The 19,058-nt window shown below is 70.1% G+C and carries 15 protein-coding genes; 6 read left to right on the forward strand and 9 right to left on the reverse strand.

Features of this window, described 5'->3' with window-relative positions:
- The first annotated feature begins 58 nt into the window (after nucleotides 1–58).
- Nucleotides 59–475 carry a hypothetical protein gene (locus AB0A90_RS26930; protein ID WP_357253410.1) on the forward strand — a complete coding sequence of 139 codons (417 nt, stop codon included), beginning with the start codon at nucleotides 59–61 and terminating at the stop codon, nucleotides 473–475.
- On the opposite strand, the gene AB0A90_RS26935 is transcribed toward AB0A90_RS26930, so the two are convergent.
- Nucleotides 472–939, reverse strand: a complete 468-nt coding sequence (locus tag AB0A90_RS26935) for a MerR family transcriptional regulator (RefSeq protein ID WP_357253412.1) — start codon at nucleotides 937–939, stop codon at nucleotides 472–474. The genes AB0A90_RS26930 and AB0A90_RS26935 overlap by 4 nt on opposite strands.
- Here AB0A90_RS26935 and AB0A90_RS26940 point away from each other — a divergent pair.
- Nucleotides 908–1,603: a methyltransferase domain-containing protein gene (locus tag AB0A90_RS26940; protein ID WP_357253414.1), complete on the forward strand. Its 696-nt coding sequence runs from the start codon at nucleotides 908–910 to the stop codon at nucleotides 1,601–1,603. The two genes, AB0A90_RS26935 and AB0A90_RS26940, sit on opposite strands and share 32 nt — an antisense overlap.
- 158 nt (nucleotides 1,604–1,761) lie before the next feature.
- On the opposite strand, the gene AB0A90_RS26945 is transcribed toward AB0A90_RS26940, so the two are convergent.
- Both AB0A90_RS26945 and AB0A90_RS26950 read right to left on the reverse strand, forming a co-directional pair.
- The gene (locus tag AB0A90_RS26945; RefSeq protein ID WP_357253450.1) at nucleotides 1,762–3,114 is read right to left on the reverse strand and encodes an endo-1,4-beta-xylanase; all 1,353 of its coding nucleotides are present in this window, start codon (nucleotides 3,112–3,114) and stop codon (nucleotides 1,762–1,764) included.
- 117 nt (nucleotides 3,115–3,231) lie between these two features.
- Nucleotides 3,232–4,587, reverse strand: coding sequence for a PHB depolymerase family esterase (locus AB0A90_RS26950; protein ID WP_357253416.1), 1,356 nt, complete (start codon nucleotides 4,585–4,587; stop codon nucleotides 3,232–3,234).
- Nucleotides 4,588–4,902: 315 nt separating this feature from the next.
- Between AB0A90_RS26950 and manD the strand changes: the two genes are divergently transcribed.
- Nucleotides 4,903–6,111: a D-mannonate dehydratase ManD gene (manD, locus tag AB0A90_RS26955; protein ID WP_357253418.1), complete on the forward strand. Its 1,209-nt coding sequence runs from the start codon at nucleotides 4,903–4,905 to the stop codon at nucleotides 6,109–6,111.
- 24 nt (nucleotides 6,112–6,135) lie between these two features.
- On the opposite strand, the gene AB0A90_RS26960 is transcribed toward manD, so the two are convergent.
- The 6 genes from AB0A90_RS26960 to AB0A90_RS26985 form a co-directional block, all read right to left on the reverse strand.
- Nucleotides 6,136–8,250 carry an alpha-glucuronidase gene (locus tag AB0A90_RS26960; protein WP_357253420.1) on the reverse strand — a complete coding sequence of 705 codons (2,115 nt, stop codon included), beginning with the start codon at nucleotides 8,248–8,250 and terminating at the stop codon, nucleotides 6,136–6,138.
- 87 nt (nucleotides 8,251–8,337) lie between these two features.
- The gene (locus tag AB0A90_RS26965) at nucleotides 8,338–9,024 is read right to left on the reverse strand and encodes a DUF624 domain-containing protein (RefSeq protein ID WP_357253422.1); all 687 of its coding nucleotides are present in this window, start codon (nucleotides 9,022–9,024) and stop codon (nucleotides 8,338–8,340) included.
- Between the two features lie 142 nt (nucleotides 9,025–9,166).
- Nucleotides 9,167–10,804, reverse strand: a complete 1,638-nt coding sequence (locus AB0A90_RS26970; RefSeq protein WP_357253424.1) for an extracellular solute-binding protein — start codon at nucleotides 10,802–10,804, stop codon at nucleotides 9,167–9,169.
- Nucleotides 10,805–10,859: 55 nt separating this feature from the next.
- Nucleotides 10,860–11,768 (reverse strand): carbohydrate ABC transporter permease, encoded by a 909-nt coding sequence (locus AB0A90_RS26975; protein ID WP_357253426.1) that lies wholly within the window; start codon nucleotides 11,766–11,768, stop codon nucleotides 10,860–10,862.
- Complete coding sequence (locus AB0A90_RS26980; protein ID WP_357253428.1) at nucleotides 11,765–12,754, reverse strand: ABC transporter permease subunit; 990 nt, start codon at nucleotides 12,752–12,754, stop codon at nucleotides 11,765–11,767. The genes AB0A90_RS26975 and AB0A90_RS26980 overlap by 4 nt, the downstream gene beginning before the upstream one ends.
- Nucleotides 12,755–12,766: 12 nt before the next feature.
- Entirely contained in the window at nucleotides 12,767–15,142 is a 2,376-nt protein-coding gene (locus AB0A90_RS26985) for a glycoside hydrolase family 3 N-terminal domain-containing protein (protein WP_357253430.1), read from the reverse strand.
- A 256-nt stretch (nucleotides 15,143–15,398) separates the two neighbouring features.
- On the opposite strand from AB0A90_RS26985, the gene AB0A90_RS26990 reads away from it, so the two are divergent.
- The 3 genes from AB0A90_RS26990 to AB0A90_RS27000 all read left to right on the forward strand — a co-directional run bounded on the left by AB0A90_RS26990 (nucleotide 15,399) and on the right by AB0A90_RS27000 (nucleotide 18,927).
- Entirely contained in the window at nucleotides 15,399–16,436 is a 1,038-nt protein-coding gene (locus tag AB0A90_RS26990) for a LacI family DNA-binding transcriptional regulator (protein ID WP_357253431.1), read from the forward strand.
- Nucleotides 16,437–16,457: 21 nt separating this feature from the next.
- Nucleotides 16,458–17,483, forward strand: coding sequence for an acetylxylan esterase (locus AB0A90_RS26995; protein ID WP_357253433.1), 1,026 nt, complete (start codon nucleotides 16,458–16,460; stop codon nucleotides 17,481–17,483).
- Between the two features lie 259 nt (nucleotides 17,484–17,742).
- Entirely contained in the window at nucleotides 17,743–18,927 is a 1,185-nt protein-coding gene (locus tag AB0A90_RS27000) for a cellulose binding domain-containing protein (RefSeq protein WP_357253435.1), read from the forward strand.
- Nucleotides 18,928–19,058 lie beyond the last annotated feature (131 nt).

Below are 19,058 nucleotides of genomic sequence, written 5' to 3' on the forward strand. Positions count from 1 at the left end.
CACTGTTGGGAGCTGGAGGAAAGAGGCAGCGGTGGGCGCATCCGGATGGAGCTACCTTGTGGCGTACCAGCCAGACCTGGACGCGGCGTTGGACGCCCTGCGGGACACCGTCTTCGCCGAGGGCGACTACTGGTGGGCCCGGGGTGAGACCCCCAACGTGGCCAGCGACTATCCCCATCGCCCCGCCACGATGGAAGAGCTGTTCAACGACGAGTGGGTGCAGGAAATGGGCACCCACTCCATCCTCGACGTCTACCGGGTCCTGGCCGAGCGCGAAAAGCCCGACTTCGGTACGGTCGAGCCGGTGAGCGCCGCCGAGGCGCTGCGCGAGGCCGGCACCGAGCGACTCACCCGCGAGCACCTGGACGCGATCAAAGGGCTGGCCTCGCAGGCCTGGTTCGGCCGCTGCGCGGTCCTGCACGACGAGCAGGGCAAGCCGGAGGAGATCTACTTCTGGGGATACTCCGGCGACTAGCCGCTGCCCCCGACCTCCACCAGCTCCGCCAACTGGCCGCGGTAGTTCGGGCAGGTCGTGACGTCCTCATGTGAGCAGTTCAGCCCGGCCTCCAACAGATCGAGCGCCGACTGCAGCGCCGCCATCCTGGCTCGCAGCACGCCGTGGTTGCGGCGCAGCACGCCCTTGCGAACGGCGGGGTCCCCCGCGGCGAGGAACGCCCGGATGTCCGGCAGCGACAGGCCGGCCTGCTTCGCGCGCAGGATCGAGGCCACCCGGAACAGGTCGTCGCGGGTGTAGCGGCGACGACCGCCGGTGACCCGGGCGGGGCAGAGCAGGCCCACCGACTCCCAGTGCCGCAGTACGTGCGCTGGCAGGCCAAAGTGGTCGGCCACGTCCCCGATTGTCATCATGCTTGACTTCACGTCGACATTAAGTCCGAGCATGGCGGGCATGTCCAGTCTTCTAGCTGTCCTCGATGCCATCGAGAGCAAGCCCGCGGCCGTCGAACTGCGAGCCCGTTCCTACGAGTTACTCGGCGACCTCACCGGCCGAACCGTCGTCGACGTCGGCTGTGGCAGCGGCCGCGCCGTCGCCGAGTTGGCCGAGCGCGGAGCCCACGCGCTCGGTGTCGACCTCGATCCCGAGATGATCGCCATGGCCCGTAAGCGCTGGCCGGCCGGCGAGTTCCAGGTCGGCGACGCCACCGAGCTGCCGCTGGAGACCGGATCGGTCACCTACTACCGGGCGGACAAGGTGTTGCACGTGCTCGACGACCCGGCACGAGCCGTGGCCGAGGCCCGGCGGGTGCTCGCGCCGGGCGGCCGAGCCGTGCTGCTCGGGCAGGACTGGGACCTGATCGCCATCGACTCGGACGACTCGGAGACCACCCGTCGGCTGGTCCACGAGAAGGCGGACTCGCTGCCGTCGCCACGCGTTGCCCGTAGGTATCGCAACCTGCTGCTCGACGCCGGGTTCACCGACCCGATCGTCGAGGTGCACACCGCCGTGTTCACTGACGACACCGCGCTCGACGTGGTGAAACGGATCACCGACGAGGAGATCTGGCTCGGCGAGCAGGCCGAGCGCGCCAGCGCGAACCGGATCCTCGTTGTCGTGCCGATCTTCCTCGTCGTCGCCCAGGCGTGACCGGAAACATCGATCAAGCTCGGTGGGCCTGCTCCGCACCGATGTCGGTGCCTTCCTCCCCGCCACATCGCCCGATGATCAAGAGGTTTGCGTCATGACACGCCAGGCAGGATGACGCAAACCTCTTGATCAGTGAGGGCCGGGGGCCGGTGATCCGTCTAGGTGGCCGCGCAGGTGGGGCTGGGGCTGCCGGCGGTGCCGGTGCCCTGGAACCCGAACTCGGTGGACTGCCCGGCGCCGACCCGGCCGTTGTAGGACACGTTCGTCCAGTTCGTCGTGCCGGTGGTACCGCTGGCGTTGGCACTCCAGGAGTTGGTGACCGTCGCGCCGGACGGCAACGTGATCGTCACGGTCCAGCCGTTGAGAGCCGACGAGCCGGCTGTCACCCGTACGTTCGCCACGAAGCCGCCGGTCCACTGGTTCACCGTCACCGTCGCGGTGCAGCCACCCTGCCCCGGCGGAGGAGTGGTCGGCGGGGCCGTGGTCGGCGGGGCCGTGGTGGGCGGGGCCGTGGTGGGCGGCGCGGTGGTCGGCGGGACGCTTGTGGGCGGGGCCGTCGTGGGCGGCGTGGTGCCGTTGTTCAGCGCGGCGAGGACGGCGTCGTACGCCGGCTTCTTGGAGCCGTTGCTGTTGAACAGCAGCGGCGTCTGCGAGGCTCGCCACGAGTCACTGTCGCGGATGCCCCACACCGTGATCCCGTTGCAGCGGGCCACCGCCAGGCAGTCCTCGACGACCCTGCGGTAGGTGTCCGCCGACGCCCCCTGGATGTCCAGCTCGGTGATCTGCACGTCCACACCCAGCGCCGCGAAGCTCGACAGCGTCGTGCGGTAGTTGCTGGCGTACGGCGAGTCGTTGTTGAAGTGCGACTGGAAACCCACGCAGTCGATCGGCACACCACGGGCCTTGAAGTCCCGCACCATGTTGTAGACGCCCTGCGTCTTGGCCCAGGTCCAGTTGTCGGTGTTGTAGTCGTTGTAGCAGAGCTTCGCGCCCGGATCGGCGGCGCGGGCGGCCCGGAACGCGGCCTCGATCCAGTCGTTGCCGGTGCGCTGCAGGTTCGAGTCCCGGCGACCACCCGAGTTACCGTCGGCGAACGCCTCGTTCACCACGTCCCAGGAATAGATCTGCCCCTTGAAGTGGGTCGCCACCTGCGTGATGTGGTTGAGCATCGCGGTGCGCAGCGCGGTGCCCTCCATGCTCTGCATCCACCCCGGCTGCTGGCCGTGCCACGCCAGGGTATGACCGCGTACCTGCATCCCGCGACTGCGAGCGTGGTTGACGATCTGCTCCGACGAGGCGTAACTGAACCGACCCTGCTGCGGCTCGGTGGCGTCGATCTTCATCTCGTTCTCGGGCGTCACCATGTTGAACTCACGGTTCAAGATCGTGGTGTACGCGTTTTCCGAGAGCTTGTACGCCGCCACCGCCGTACCGAAGTAGCGACCCTTCTCGGCGGCGGACGCGCCGAGCGTGGTCCCGGCGGAGGCGGGTGCCGTCACGAACAGCGCCATGCCGACGGCGAGGGCACCCGCGCCGGTCAGCGCGACCACGGCCCTCGATGCCGCCTTCCATCTCGTGTTTCTCATCGTGTGGCTCCTTCTGTGGTGGTGGTGGGGTGGCAGGGACAGTCAGGACACCGAGCAGGCGGCGCCGTTCAGGGTGAACGACGAGGGTTTGCCGGTGCCGCCTCCGTGCGTGGCCTGGAAGCCGATCTCGACCGAGGCGTTCGGGGCGATGGTGGCGTTGTAGGAGACGTTGCGGGCGGTCACCGCACCGCTGGTCGGCGAGTACTGCGCGTTCCAGCCGCCGGTGATGGCCTGCCCGCTGGGCAGCGTGAAGGCCAGTGCCCACCCGTTCACGGCGGCCGTGCCGGTGTTGGTGATGGTCACGCTCGCGGTGAGCCCGTTGTTCCAGGCGTTGACCGCGTAGCCGACCCGACAGGCACCCGCGTTCGGGGGCGGCGTGGTCGGGGGCGGCGTGGTGGGCGGTGGCGTGGTGGGCGGTGGCGTGGTCGGGGGCGGTGTGGTGGGCGGCGGTGTCGTCGGGGGCGGTGTGGTGGGCGGCGCGGTGCCATCCAGCCCGAAGAAGCGGATGACCTGCGCGGCGTCGACCGGCAGGTTGTGCGTGACACCCTGCATGCTGATCGCCTCGACCGGTGCCATCGGGCCGCTGCTGCCGTACCGGGTGCGGGTGTGGCCGGACTGCGGCGAGTCGGTGTACGTCGGGGTCTGACTCAGCCCGTGCACGTTCGTCCACTGCTTGACCTGCTCGCCGAAGTTCGGGTAGCGCAGCGTCTCGTCGTTGGTGCCGTGCCAGATCTGCATGCGTGGTCGCGGACCGGTGTAGCCCGGGTACGCCGCGCGGACCAGGTCCCCCCACTGCTGCGGGGTCCTGATGAGCTGTCCGTTGGCGCACTCGCTGTTCCACTCGGAGCTGCCCCCGGTGGCGAAGCAGCCGAACGGCACACCGGCGAAGGAAGCGCCCGCCGCGAACACGTCCGGGTAGTCACCCAGCATGACGTTCGTCATCATCGCTCCGGACGAGGTGCCGGTGGCGAAGATCCGCGCCGGGTCGGCGGCGTAGCGCTGCCGCACGTGGTCGACCATCGACATGAGCCCGACCGGGTCGCTGCCTCCGCCACGGCGCAGGGCCTGCGGAGACGCCACGTCCCAGCACTTGCTGCTGCGGGTCACCGATGGGTAGATCACGATGAATCCGTAGCGGTCCGCGAGGGACGCGTACTGGGTGCCGGAGTGGAATGCCGGACCCGACCCGGTGCAGTAGTGCAGGGCCAGCAGGATCGCCGGTCGGGTGGCCACCCGGTCCGGGACGTACAGGTGCATCTGCAGGTTTGTGGGGTTGGTGCCGAAGCCGGTCACCTGGGTCAACGTCGCCGCCGACGCCGGGGTGGCGACGGTCAGCGCGGCGACGGCCAGCGTCAGGGCCGCCATGGCGGCACCGAGCAGCCTTGTCTTGAGTGTCATCGATCGCGATCCCTCGGGAGATAGGCGCGTGGAAGGGGACTGAAGTCGAGGACTGCCCTTCGCCCGACCCTGACCGCGGCTCGCGTGACGAAGTCAGCTTTGATCGACCGCACTCGATTGTCAAGACTTCCGGAAACCTTTCGCCGCAACGGATTCCGGGCTCACCTGCGCAACCCTTCGCACGGGCGGGTCCGACCGTCGGTGGCGGCTCGCGGGCTATTATCGGGAGGTTCTCGAAACGTGCCGGACTTTCACATCCCTCTCGCCCCTCGATGCGCGTCCGCCGACGACGCCTGCGGGCACGAAGGAGATTCAGTGAGGATCGTCGATGCCCGGGTCATCCTGACCTGTCCGGGCCGCAACTTCGTCACTCTCAAGATCGTCACCGACGAGGGGGTGACCGGGGTCGGGGACGCCACCCTCAACGGCCGGGAGTTGGCCGTCGCCTCGTACCTGCGCGACCACGTGGCGCCCCTGCTGATCGGTCGGGACCCGGCCCGCATCGAGGACACCTGGCAGTACCTGTACCAGGGGGCGTACTGGCGGCGCGGCCCGGTCACGATGAGCGCCATCGCCGCCGTGGACACCGCGCTGTGGGACATCAAGGGCAAGGTCGCCGGCCTGCCGGTCTACCAACTGCTCGGTGGACGGTCGCGCGAGGGCGTCACCGTGTACGGCCACGCCAACGGCGAGACCGTCGAGGACGTGCTGGTGGAGGTCGCCCGCTACGTCGACCTCGGCTACCGGGCGGTCCGGGTGCAGTGCGGGGTGCCGGGCCTACCCAAGACGTACGGGGTCAGCACCGACAAGTTCTTCTACGAGCCGGCGGACGCGGCGTTGCCCAGCGAGGCGACCTGGTCGACCCCCCGTTACCTGGCGCACGTGCCGAAGGTCTTCGCCCAGGTACGCGACGAGTTCGGCCCGACGCTGCGGCTGCTGCACGACGTGCACCACCGGCTCACCCCGATCGAGGCGGCCCGGCTCGGCCGCAGCCTGGAGCCCTACGCGCTGACCTGGATGGAGGACCCGGTCCCCGCCGACCTCCAGGAGGGCTTCCGCCTGATCCGGCAGCACACCACCACCCCGATCGCCGTCGGGGAGGTGTTCAACAGCATCTTCGACGCGGCCCAGCTCATCCGGGAGCAGCTCATCGACTACATCCGGGCCACCGTGGTGCACGCCGGTGGGATCACCCACCTGCGTCGCATCTTCGACCTCGCGGCGTTGCACCACGTCCGCAGCGGATCACACGGCGCCACCGACCTCTCCCCCGTCTGCATGGCCGCCGCGTTGCAGCTCGACATCTCCATCCCCAACTTCGGCCTCCAGGAATACATGCGGCACACCGAGCAGACCGACGAGGTGTTCCCGCACGGCTACCACTTCGCCGACGGCTACCTGCACCCGGCCGAGACGCCCGGTCTCGGGGTGGACATCGACGAGGAGGCGGCGGCCCGTCACCCATACTCGCCGGCGTACCTGCCGGTGAACCGGCTGGAGGACGGCACGGTCCACCCCTGGTGACCGCGCCACCGGCGCCCGGCCGGTTCAGTGGATACGCCGCCCCCGCTCGTCCGGCACCCCGGACTTGCGGAAGAAGTACGTGTTGATCTGGTCACGCCACTCGGTGGCGGACCGCACCTGCTCGTCGAGGCGTTCGGCCACCCGCTCGTACACGGCGGGGTCGATCATCCCGTTCAGCGTCTGCCACCTGCGGCGCATCGCCACCACCTCCTCGACACCGGCGAAGTGCGTGTCGTAGATGTGCTGGATGACAGTCGAGCCGCTCCGCAGGACGTGCCGGTACGGCACATGGTGGAAGAAGAGCAGCAGCTCGTCGGGGCAGGTCTCCGGAGTCTCGTACACCTCGGCCCAGTACGGCGGGTACTGGCCGGCGAAGCCGGTGCCCGACGCACGGCTGCGGTCCACGCCGACGCCGTCGCGGTCGGCGAAGTGGTAGGTGCCCCACCGCGAGTACTCGTACCCGTCGACGCCGGGGCCGTAGTGGCCATCGGGGTTGACCATGAACCCAACGCCCAACGGGGCGGTGTACCGCTCGTAGGTGCGCCACGAGTCGTCCATGATCTCGTGCAGCGTCCGCCGCACCAGGGCCGGGTCGGCGGTGGCGGACGGCGGGAAGGTCAGCGTCATCCATTCGTCGAGGACCGCCGTCGGGTCCAGCTCCGGATTCCAGGCGAGCCGCCCGAACGAGTACAGGTTGGCCTGCGCCAACGGGTGCCCGGTCCAGAACCTGTCGTCGCCGGTGTTGGCGACCGCGACGAGGCCACCGCCGGCGCCCGCCGCCCCCGCCACCACGTCGGCCACCGAGCGTCCGCCCGGCCCCCAGAGGGCGAAGCGCAGCACCTCACTCCACCAGGGACCGAGGTGGCAGATGTGTCGCTGCTGGCCGGTGTATTCCTGCGTGACCTGCAACTCCACCGCCAGTCGGGTGGCGGGCATCGCGGCGATCACCGGGGAGATCGGCTCGCGGGTCTGGAAGTCCACCGGACCGTACTTCACCTGGAGGATCACGTTGGTGCGGAACCGCCCGTCGAGTGGGGCGAAGTGGTCGTACGCGGCGCGCGCCCGGTCGGTCGACCGGTCCCGCCAGTCCTGGTGGTGGTTGTAGACGAACGCCCGCCAGTGCACGACTCCCCCGTGCGGGGCGAGCGCGTCCGCCAGCAGGTTGGCCCCGTCGGCGTGGTCGCGTCCGTAGGTGAACGGGCCGGGTTGCCCCTCCGAGTCGGCCTTCACCACGTAGCCGCCGAAGTCGGGAATGCGGTCGTAGACGTTGCGGGTGGTCTCCGCCCACCAGCCCCGCACCTTCTCGTCCAGCGGGTCGGCGGTCGACAGGCCACCGAGGACCATCGGCGCGGCGAAGGTGACCGACAGGTACACCCGGATGCCGTACGGACGCAGCACGTCGGCGATCTCGGCCACGTCGCCGAGCCGGTCGGTGAGCAGCAGCGCCTCGGTACGGGCGACGTTGACGTTGTTCACCGAGATGGCGTTGACGCCGCTGGCTGCCAGGAGTCGGCCGTACTCGCGGATGCGCGCCAGGTCGCGGCGCGACCGGCCGTCCTGCCAGAAGATCGAGCCGCCCGCGTAGCCCCGTTCGACCTGGCCCATCACCGGGTGCACGGCCACGTTGTCCCAGTGGTTCAGCATCCGTCGGCGCAGCGCGGGCCGGTGCCGCTCCGGCGGGCGGGTCGGGTCGAAGGCCGCCGCGCAGAGCCGGACCACGTGGAAGAGCCCGTACAGCAGGCCGGCGGGCGCGTCGGCCAGCACCACGGTCACCGGGCCGGCGTGGGTCAGCAGGAACCCCTCCTTGCCGAGCGTCCCGTCGGCGACCTCAACACGTGCCGCCTCCACCGCCGGGCCGGGCAACTCGCCCGCGCCCCGCAGGGCGAACACCAGGTCGACGTCGATGTCCCAGGAGGGGTTGTGCCACACCCGTCCGCCGTAGCGCGCGCAGGCCCGCGACACCTCGTCGAGCACGGTGTCGACGAGCAACCCGTCCCCGTGGACGAGAACGCGGCGCGCGCCGAGGGTCCGGAAAGCCTCAGGTGGCAGCCAGGCCGGGTGTACGCGCGGCTCGTCCGTGTCCAGCGGCTCCTCGACGAACATCAGTTGCTCCAGGTCCACCCATTCTTCGGCGTTCATCGATCCTCCCTCAGCACGACGACACCGTACGCCAGCTTCCCCACGTTCGGGTGTCGTCGCCCCCGAAGGGCACGGTGCCGGACGGGCTCATCGGAGGAACTCGTTCTGGGTCAGCCGGACCATCGGGTCGCTGACGCGCAGGAGCGCCAGGACCGCTACCGAACCGAGCATCGCCAGCACGGCCTCGGAGAAGACCGCGGTGACCGCGGCCGCCGCGGCGACCAGCAGCGCGTTGCCGACGGTGACACCGGGGGTACGCACCAGGAAGTGCACGGCCAGTCGGAGTACGTCCCGGGTGCGGAAGTCGAACAGCGAGGTGATCACCAGGGCGTTCGCCGCGCAGAGCGTCACACCCACCGCGAGCAGGACCAGCGGCACGGTCCACCAGCCGGGGAGCCCGACCGCGCCCCGGTAGGCGAGGTTCACGGCGAGCACGGTCAGCCACAGCAGCGTCGGCACCCAGACGCGCAGCACGCCGGGCAGGTTGGCCCGGTAGCCGCGCCAGAACACGGCGGCGGGTCGTAGGTCGGTCAGGTCGCTGCGTTGGTGGCGCAGGGCGTACAGGGCGGCCGAGAGTGCCGGGCCGACCGGCACCAGCAGGACGGCGGCCAGCGGCAGGTTGCTGGGGTCACGGCCCAGCAGCAGCATCGGGAGCAGGCCGGGCAGGGTGGTGAGCAGGAAAAGCAGCTCGACGACGAGCAGGATGTAGACCCGGGACGTGATCCGCGACAGCGGCCCGTCGCCGAACTGTCGCCAGGTACGCGCGGCGCTCACGGCTGCTCCCTCCGGTCGCAACTGCGCATTGCCGTCCTCTGGTCGTCCGGCCCGAGGGTGAGCGGGTCACACGCGCCCCGGGCCGGTGGTGTTCGGGGAGTCCGATCGGGCCTGGTGACCGCCCGCCCGGACTCCCCGCTGATCAGCCGTTGTCCTTCTGGAACCGCTCGTACGCCTTGTTGACCACGTTGATGTACTGCTCGGAGTTCTTGGCCTTCAGCTCGGCCACGTAGGCGTCCCACTCGCTGAGGGGCCGTTGGCCGAGGGCGAACTTGAGCGTGTTCTGGGTGACGAAGTCCTTCAGCGGAGTCTCCCAGAGCGACACCTGCTCGCGTTCCTCGTCGGTGAACGGGCGCGGCGGGGGGACCTCCCTCGGCTTGCGGGCGTCCATCACCTTCTGGAACTCCAGCTCCTCCGGGGAGAAGAACCCACGGACCAGGTCGGGCGCGCCGCCGTAGGCGAAGACGCCGTTCTGGAAGCCGAAGTCCTTCTGCAGGTGCTTGGATGCCTTCGGGTTGAGCCCCAGGAAACTGACGTCAGGGACGAGCGTGCGCTTGCCCGACGCGTCCTTGGTGAAGGTGGTGCCCTCGACGCCCCAGCGGGCGAATTCCAAACCCGCGTCCGAATACCACAACCAGTCGATGAACTGCATCATGGCCACGAAGTTCTTGCTCTCCCGCGCCTTCGAGGAGATCATGATGCCGTTCTCCAGCCGGGGGAACGGATTGACCTCGCCGGCCGGGCCGATCGGCAGCGGGATCTTGGCCATCTTCGCGTTCGGCAGGGTCTTGGCCAGGTCGGGGCGGTGGTTGTTGACAAGCGTCTGCGCGTTGCCGGTGACCACGAAGGACTTGCCGTTGGCGAGCTTCTGGCGGGCCTGGTCGTCGGTCTGGGTGAAGCTCTCCGGGTCGAGCAGACCCTCGGCGACGAGCTTGTGCAGGAACGTGACCATCTGCTTGTACTGCTCGGACGAACCGGTGTAGGTGAACTTCTTCTCCGCCGGGTTCCAGGTGGCGTGCTGGTAGTCCCAGCCCGCGTAGGTGCCGTGGGACGAGCCGAGGAGGTTCAGCAGGGCGCCGGTCGGGTTGGGCTTGCTGAAGAGGTCGGAGTACGGGTAGACGTTCGGGTACTTCGCCTTCATCGCCTTGAGCACCGTGTAGAGGTCGTCCCAGGTCTTCGGGACGGGGAGGTTGAGCTCCTGCATGATGTCGGTGCGCACCAGCACCGTGTAGTCCTGCGTGGGCTTCTCGTGCAGGCCGGGCAGCAGGTAGAACTTACCGTCGGCCTGTCGCAGGTTGTCGATCTCCGGCTTGAGGTTCCACTTGGCGATCTTGTCCTTGAGGTTGGGCATCAGATCCAGGTAGTCGCTCACCGGGAGGATCGCCCCGGACGACACGAACGCGTCCTCCTGCGGGTGGTACGTCTTCGGGATGATCAGCGGGGCGTCCCCCGCGCCGATCAGCAGGCTGCGCTTCTGCTCGTAGTCGCTCAGCGGAACGGCAACCGGCTCGATCTTGACGTTGGTCCGCTTGGTCAGTTCCGACCAGAACGCCCAGTCTTCCTTGAGCGGGTAGAACGTGTGGTTGTTGTAGAGGGTGGAGAAGGAGAGCGCCTCGGTGGCCTTGAACTGGTCGCCGACGCCGTAGGTGGCCATCGCCCCGACCTTGTTCTCCGAGAGGTCCGTCGACTCGCCGGGGTCCTCGGAACAGGCGGTACTGAGGGTGAGCGCGAGCAGACCCGCGGTGGCTATCGCCACCCGGCGCCACGTCTTGTGGAGCATGGCTCGTCCTTTCGGTGGTGGTGGGGATTCGAGGTGGAACGGTGCGGCGTCGGCGTCACCCCTTGACCGCGCCGAGCATCACGCCGCGGACGAAGTACCGTTGGACGAAGGGGTAGACCGCCAGGATCGGCAGGGTGGTCAGCACGATCGTCACGGCCTCAAGGGTGGCCGCGGCCTGGACCTTGTCGGCGTTGGCGGCGGCGGACTCGGCGCTGGTGGCGCCCGCGATGAGGTTGCGCAGATAGACGGTGACCGGCAGCAGGTCCTGCTGGTCCATGTAGAGGAACGCGGCGAACCACGAGTTCCAGAAGGACACCGCGTAGAAGAGCACCATCGTGGCGATGATCGCCTTCGACAGCGGCAACACGATCCGCAGCAGGATGCCGTACGTGTTCAGCCCGTCGACGGCCGCCGCCTCCTCCAACTCACTCGGCAGGCTCTCGAAGAACGCCTTCATGACCAGCAGGTTGAACACGCTGATGGCGTTGGGGACCACCACGGCCCAGATGGTGTTCTTCATCCCCAGGCTGGTGACCAGCACGTAGTTGGGAATCAGGCCGCCGGAGAAGAACATGGTGAACAGCGCGATGCCGACCAGGACGCCGCGCCCCTTGAGCTGCGGCTTCGACAGCACGTACGCGTAACAGGTGGTCAGCACGATCGAGATGAGCGTGGCGACCACCGTGTACACCACCGTGTTGCGGTAGTTCGTCCAGAACAACCCATCGGACATCAACAGCTTGTACGCGGTCAGGTCGAACCCGCGCGGGATGATGCTCACCTTCCCCGTGATGATGTACGCCTCTTCGCTGAGCGAGCGGGCCACGATGTTGAGGAACGGGAACAGCGTCACGACCACGACGCCGATCAGGACGATCGTGTTGACGATCCGGAAGATCCGGTAGCCCCGGCTGTCCACCGGCCCCCGGGTCTTCGGGGCGTCGCTCTTCGTACCGAGGATCACCACAGGCTCGTCCCCACCGTGCGCCGGGAGATGAGGTTCGCCGTCAGGACCAGCACCAGCCCGATCACCGCCTCGAAGAGACCGATGGCGGCGGCGTAGCTGAAGTTGCTGGACTGGAAGCCCATGCGGAACAGATAGGTGGAGACCACGTCCGCGGTCGGGTACGTCAGCGGGTTGTAGAGCAGCAGGATCTTCTCGAATCCGACCGCCAGGAAGCTGCCGATGTTGAGGATCAGCAGCGTCATCATTGTCGGCCGGATCCCCGGCAACGTCACGTGCCAGGTCTGGCGCCACCGGCTCGCGCCGTCGATCCGGGCCGCCTCGTACAGGTCCTCGTCGACCGTGGTGAGCGCGGCGAGGTAGAGGATCGTCCCCCAACCGACGGTCTGCCAGACCTCGGACGAGACGTAGATGGTGCGGAACCACTCCGGTTTCTGCAGGAAGGCCACCGGCTCCCCGCCGAACAGGCCGACGAGCTGGTTGGCCGCGCCACCGACCGAGGTCAGTTGCATGACCATCGCCGCCACGATCACGATCGACAGGAAGTGCGGCAGGTAGGACACCGACTGCACGAACCGCTTGAACCGGCGGGCGCGCACCTCGTTGAGCATCAGCGCCAGCACGATCGGCAGCGGGAAGCAGAACAGCAGGGTCAGCGTCCCGAGCACCAGCGTGTTGGTGAAGACCTCCCAGAACGTCGGGTCGCTCAGGAACATCCGGAAGTACCGCAGGCCGACCCAGTACTCACCGAAGATGCTGCCGCCCGGCTTGAACCGACGGAACGCGATGATGTTCCCGAGCATCGGTAGGTACCGGAAGATCAGGAAGAACAGCAGCGGCAGGATGGCCAACGAGTAGAGCTGCCAGTCCCGGCGAAGCGCCTGGCGCCAGCTCCGGCGACGGCGCGGCGCCCGCGGGGCGGGGCTGGCCGCCTCCGCCGGCGACCGGGGTGGCGCCGGCGGCGGTGGCCGTAAGGTCGATGTCATCCTCGGCCCCTCCTAGGCGGGATGCGGGACGGCCACGAGGGGCTCCACCCGCACCGACGTGAGCAGGTCCCGCTGGTGGCCGACCTGGCGCTCGACGCCGGTCAGCCGCAGCGGCAGGGTGGCCGCCACGTCGCCGCTCGACCGGCCGAAGCGCAGCTCCACGTCGCCGGGCTCGACGATCCGCCGGCCGGACAGGCCGCAGAACGAGGCCAGGTCGGCGGGTACGCCGAACGTCACGTGCGCCGCCTCGCCGGGCTCCAGCGGCAGTCGGGTGTAGCCGACCAGCCGGACCACCGGGCGGGTGGTCTGCGCGACCGGGTCGTGCAGGTAGAGCTGCACCACCTCGGTGCCGGCCCGGTCGCCGGTGTTGGTGACGGTGACGCGCACCCGCGCCTCGCCGTCCACCGGCCAGGCCGCCGGCGCGTCCGGCGACTCGTCGGCCGCACCAACCACTGTGGCGTCGGTCCACTCGAAGGTGGTGTAGCTCAACCCGTGGCCGAACGGGTACGCCGGGGTGGGGTCGACCGAGGAGACCTGGGTGCGGCGACCGAGCGGCGGCGCCAGGTAGGTGCCCGGCAGGCCACCGGCGTCGCGGGGGACGCTGACCGGCAACCGTCCGGACGGGTTCACCGCGCCGGTGAGCACCTCGGCGAGCGCCTGCCCGCCGAGTTGCCCGAGGAAGAACGCCTGCACCACGGCCGCAGCGGTGTCGACCTCCGGGCCGAGCGCGTAGGGGCGACCGGTCATCAGCACCAGGACGACCGGGGTGCCGGTGGCCAGGACGGCCCGGACGAGGTCGCCCTGGACGCCGGGCAGCCGCAGATCGACGGCGTCGCAGCCCTCGCCGGAGGTGCCCCGGCCGAACATTCCCGCCCGGTCGCCGACGGCGAGCACGCACACGTCGGCGGCAGCTGCCGCGGCGACCGCGGCCGGAATGCCGGAGGTGTCCTCGCCGGTGATGGCGCAGCCCGGCTCGTGGCTGAGCAGGGGGACGCGTCGGGCCAGCTCGTCGCGCAGCGAGGGGATCTCCAGGCCGAGCCCGTGGTCACCGTGGTGGATGCCCACGTGGTTGGGGAACGAGTAGCAGCCCAGCATGGCCATCGGGTCGTCGGCGACCGGGCCGATCAGGGCGACCCGGCTCCCGACGGCCAGCGGGAGGACACCGCTGTTGCGCAGCAGCACGACGGATTCCCGGGCCAGGCGGACGGCCACGTCCTGGCTGGCCTCGTCGTCGAGTCGCAGGTTCGCCACGTCGTCGGGGAGCACCTGCCAGTCCTCGTCGAGCAGGCCGATCTCGATCTTCTGGATGAGCACCCGCCGCAGCGCCCGGTCGATCAGCGCTTCGTCGACGTCGCCGCGGCGTACCGCCTCGACCAGTGGGGCGCCGAAGGCGTCCACGGTGGGCAACTCGACGTCGATCCCGGCCCGCAGGGCGAGCCGGGCGGCGTCGGCGGCGTCGGCGGCGACTCGGTGCAGGGTCTCCAGGAAGCGGACGGCGAAGTAGTCGGCGACCACGATGCCGGTGAAACCCCACTCGTCGCGGAGAAGGCGGGTCAACAGTTCCTCGTCGGCGGCGGCGGGCAGGCCGTCGATCTCGGCGTAGGAGTTCATCACCGAGCGGGCGCCGCCCAACCGAAGGGCCATCTCGAACGGCGGCAGGATCACGTCGGTCAGCTCCCGACGACCCATCGACACCGGCGCGTGGTTGCGCCCGCCCCGGGAGGCGGAGTAGCCGGCGAAGTGCTTGAGGGTGGCGACGACACCGGCGCCCTCCAGGCCCCGCACGTACGCGGCACCTGTCGTCCCCACCAGGTAGGGGTCTTCGCCGATCGTCTCCTCGGTGCGGCCCCAGCGGTAGTCGCGGGTGACGTCGAGGACCGGCGCGAGCCCCTGGTGCACGCCCGCGGCGCGCATGGAGCGCCCGATCCGGTCGGCCATCGCCTCGACCAGGTCGGGGTCGAAGGACGCGCCCCAGCTCAGCGGGGTCGGGTAGACGGTGGCCCGCCAGGCCGCGAACCCGGTGAGGCACTCCTCGTGCACCTGGGCCGGGATGCCGAACCGGCTGGCGGCGACGATCTCCGCCTGGGAGGCGGCGAGCGACCGGGCGCCGACGACCGGGTCGACCGGCGCGGTGCCGAACGGCCGGGTGAGCTGGCCCAACCCGTACTCGATGAGGCTGTTCCACGGCGGAAGTTCGCTGATCATGTCGGACTGGTGTGGGGCGACGCCCTCGCCGGAGGCGTCCGCGCCGACCCAGACGCCGATGAGTTGCGCAATCTTCTCTTCCAGTGTCATCAACGGCAGGAGCGCCTCGGCCCGCTCGGTCGGCGACAGCCGCGGATCGCGCCACGGCGCGGCGTCGCTGTGCACGGGCAACTGACTTCTCATGCCATGACCCCTTAGCTCCGGCCACATCCCCGAGCCCTGGTGGAACCAGTTCCGTGGCGGACGTTCGACCGATCCGAAACTTTCCGGAAGCCTGCGCAACCTTTTCGGCAACCTAAGTGCCCCATCGATGAGTGTCAAGGGTCTCAACTGGACTCCGGCGGTCGCAGAGCGGGCCGGGCCGGTGTCGCATCGGCTGGCGTGATGGGCCGATCGTGTTAAGGTCTCCCGAAAATTTCGGATGCTGCCTGGGGCTGCGATGACAGAGCACCGCCCGCTCGATCCACCCGCCTCCACCACCATCGCGACAATCGCCCACGACGTCGGCGTTTCGGTGGCCACGGTCTCCAAGGTCCTCAACGGACGGGGCGATGTCGCCCCGGGCACCAGAGCGCGCGTGGAGGCGAGCCTCGATCGCCACCAGTACCAGCGCCGCACCCGGCGACCCTCGACCAGCGGGGGGCGCATCGATCTCGTGTTCCACGAGTTCGACACCGGATGGGCCATGGAGATCCTGCGCGGTGTCGAGGCGGTGACCGCCGCGGCCGGCATCGGGTTGTCGGTGGCTCAGCTCAACGGCGCGCACCGCCCCCCGGCGCGATGGCTGGACGCGATCCTCGCCGACCGCCCGTTGGGCGTGGTTTTCGTCCTGTCCCATCTGGCCGAGGCCCAACAGCAGCACCTGCGGCGTCAGGGCATACCGTTCGTCGTCGTCGACACCGACAGCGCGACCTCGGCCTCCGTACCCACCGTCGGCTCGAACAACTGGAACGGTGGCCTGCTGGCCGCCCGGCACCTCCTGGAGTTGGGGCACCGGCGGATCGCCATCATCTCCGGGCCGCCCGATGTGCTCTGCAGCCGAGCCCGCGCTGCCGGCTTCCAGTCGGCCCACGAGGAGGCCGGGCTCGTGGTCGACCGCGAACTGGTCCGCTACGGCAGCTTCTCCGCGGGAGCCGGGCACGCCCACGGGCTGGAACTGCTCCGCCTGCCGTCCCGACCCACGGCGATCTTCGCCGGCTCCGACACCCAGGCCATGGGGGTGCTCCGGGCCGCCCGCCAGTGCGGCCTGCGAGTGCCCGAGGACCTGTCGGTGATCGGGTACGACAACCTGCCGGTCTCCACCTGGACCGACCCGGCCCTCACCACGATCAACCAGCCGTTGCGCGACATGGCGGGCATCGCCACCCAGATGCTGCTCGACCTGACCAGGGGCAACGAGCCGGCGACCAGCCGGATCGACCTGGTGACCGAGTTGATCGTCCGGGAGAGCACCGCACCCCCCGCCAGCCCGCACTGACCCGAGCCCCTGCGAGGACCCGTGCCCCACGCCGCCGCCCTGCTCGACGACCTCCAGCGGTACGCCCCGGACATCGTCGAACCCGACGACTTCGACCACTTCTGGCGCGACACCCGCACCGAGGCGTCCGCCCGACCGGTGCTCGTCGACGTCCGTCCAGAGCCCACCGACCTGCGGCTGCTGGACTCCTGGGACGTCACGTTCGCGGGCTTCGGCGGCGACCCGGTCCGGGCCTGGTACACCCGCCCGGCCGGGGTGTCCGAGCCACTGCCCGCCGTCGTCGAGTACGCCGGCTACGGCCGTGGGCGCGGTCTGCCCCACGAGCGACTGACCTGGCCCACGGCCGGGTACGCCCACCTGCTGATGGACAACCGGGGCCAGGCCGGCCAGTACGCTCCCGGGGACACCGTCGACCCGCACGGCGCACCCGGCGGCCCCTGGCCGGCCACCTGGGGGATCCTCGACCCGCGCGACTACCACTACCGGCGTCTGATCACCGACGCGGTCCGGGCGGTCGAGGCGGTCCGCGCCCTGCCGGGGGTCGACGGCGCCCGGGTCGCCGCGGTCGGCAACAGCCAGGGCGGCGGCCTGGCCCTGGCAGTCGCCGGCCTGGTCGGCGATCTGGGCGCGGTGCTGACCACCGCCCCGTTCCTCTGCGACATGCGGCGGGCCGTCCAGCTCAGCGAACCGGCGCCGTACGGCGAGATCGCCCGCTACCTGGCCGTGCACCGGGAGGCCGAGGACGCGGTGTGGCGCACCCTGTCCTACGTCGACGGGGTGAGCTTCGCCCGCCGGGCCACGGCGCCGGCGCACTTCGGGATCGGGCTGCGGGACACCGTCTGCCCGCCGAGCACCGGCTTCGCCGCCTACAACCAGTACGCGGCGGCGGCCCGGCCGCCGGTTCAGCCCGCGCGCGAGATGCACGTCTACCCGTTCAACGGTCACGAGGGCGGCGAGGCCGTGCACGTCCGGCGTCAGCTGCGGTGGCTCGGCTCGATGCTGCACCCGGCCGGCCCGTCCGGACGGCTCCCGGGCCACGAATCATAGTCGGACACCGATCTCTTGCCGGTGTCGGCGATGCCACGTTAAGGTGCGTCAGGCGAGGTGCAGGGCAACACTCCGCCACCGTCCATCGATCCGTCACCCCCGAGCATCGATGACAAGCATCAGCGCCACGACCACCAGTGCAGAAGTCCGGGTTCCTGGTCGTTCCCCGCAGCCCGCTCCCCCGCGTACCGCGTCCTGGCGGCGACCGTCCTCCCGGTGGCCGCTGTCGTCGCGCACCCTCACCACCAGAGGAAGTCCCATGAGCAGTCCAACGCTCGGCCACCCCGTCCCTCCGCCGCCCATCGCCACCGCGCCGACGTCGAGGCCCGGACGGGCCCGCCTGTGGTGGGCGGCCCTGGCCGCCGTCGCGGCGGTGGCCGCGGCCGTACCGATCGCGACCGCCCCGGCGAACGCGGAATCCAACGGCGGCGTCCGCGTGATGCCCCTCGGCGACTCGATCACCGACGGGTTCAACGTCGCGGGTGGATACCGGATCGAACTCTGGCAGCGGTTCACGGCCGGTGGTTACCGGATCGACTTCGTCGGCTCCCAGTTCAACGGTCCCGCCAGCCTCGGCGACCACGACCACCAGGGCCACTCCGGGTGGACCATCGCCCAGATCGACGCGAACGTCGTCAACTGGTTACGGGCCACGAACCCCCGGACCGTGCTGCTGCACATCGGCACCAACGACATGTACGGCGACACGTCCGGCGCGCCGGGCCGGCTGGCCACCCTCGTCGACCGGATCACCAACACCGCCCCGAACGCGGACGTGTTTGTCGCGACGATCATCCCGAAGTCGGGGGCGGACAACGTGGTCCGGGGTTACAACGCGGCGATCCCGGGGATCGTGCAGGCCAGGGCCGCCGCCGGCAAGCGCGTCCACCTGGTCGACATGTACCGCGCCCTGACGCTCAGCGACCTGGCCGACGGGGTGCACCCCAACGCCACCGGCTATCGCAAGATGGCCGTGGCCTGGTACGACGCGCTCCGGTCGGTGCCCGGCAGCATCGGCGGCGACACGCCACCGACCACCGCGCCACCGACCACCGCGCCGCCCACCACCGCGCCACCCACGACGGCGCCGCCCACCACGCCGCCACCGACCACCCCGCCCCCGTCCGGCGCGTGCCGCGTCACGTACACGGTCAACGCCTGGGGCAACGGGCTCACCGCGTCCGTCTCGGTGGCCAACACCAGCAGCGCCCCCGTCAACGGGTGGGCGTTGACGTTCACGCTGCCGGGCGGGCAGACCATCACCGGTGGCTGGAACGCCAGCTTCTCCCCGTCGAGCGGGGCGGTGACCGCGCGTAACGTCTCCTACAACGCGGCGATCGCGCCGGGCACCTCGGTCGACATCGGGTTCCAGGCCACCCACACCGGGAACGCGGGCAAGCCGTCCGTGTTCACCCTCAACGGCACCGCCTGCACCCTCGCCTGACCATGCTGTCGCGGGGGGGGGGGGGGCCCGCCCCCCCCCCCCCCCCCCCCAGGTCAATTTGGGGGCGGGGGGGGGGGCGCGCCCCCCGGGAGGAGAGGGGGTGGGGGGGGCGGGGGGGGGGCCCCCCCCCC

The sequence above is a fragment of the Micromonospora sp. NPDC049204 genome (assembly GCF_040647935.1).
GTDB lineage: Bacteria > Actinomycetota > Actinomycetes > Mycobacteriales > Micromonosporaceae > Micromonospora.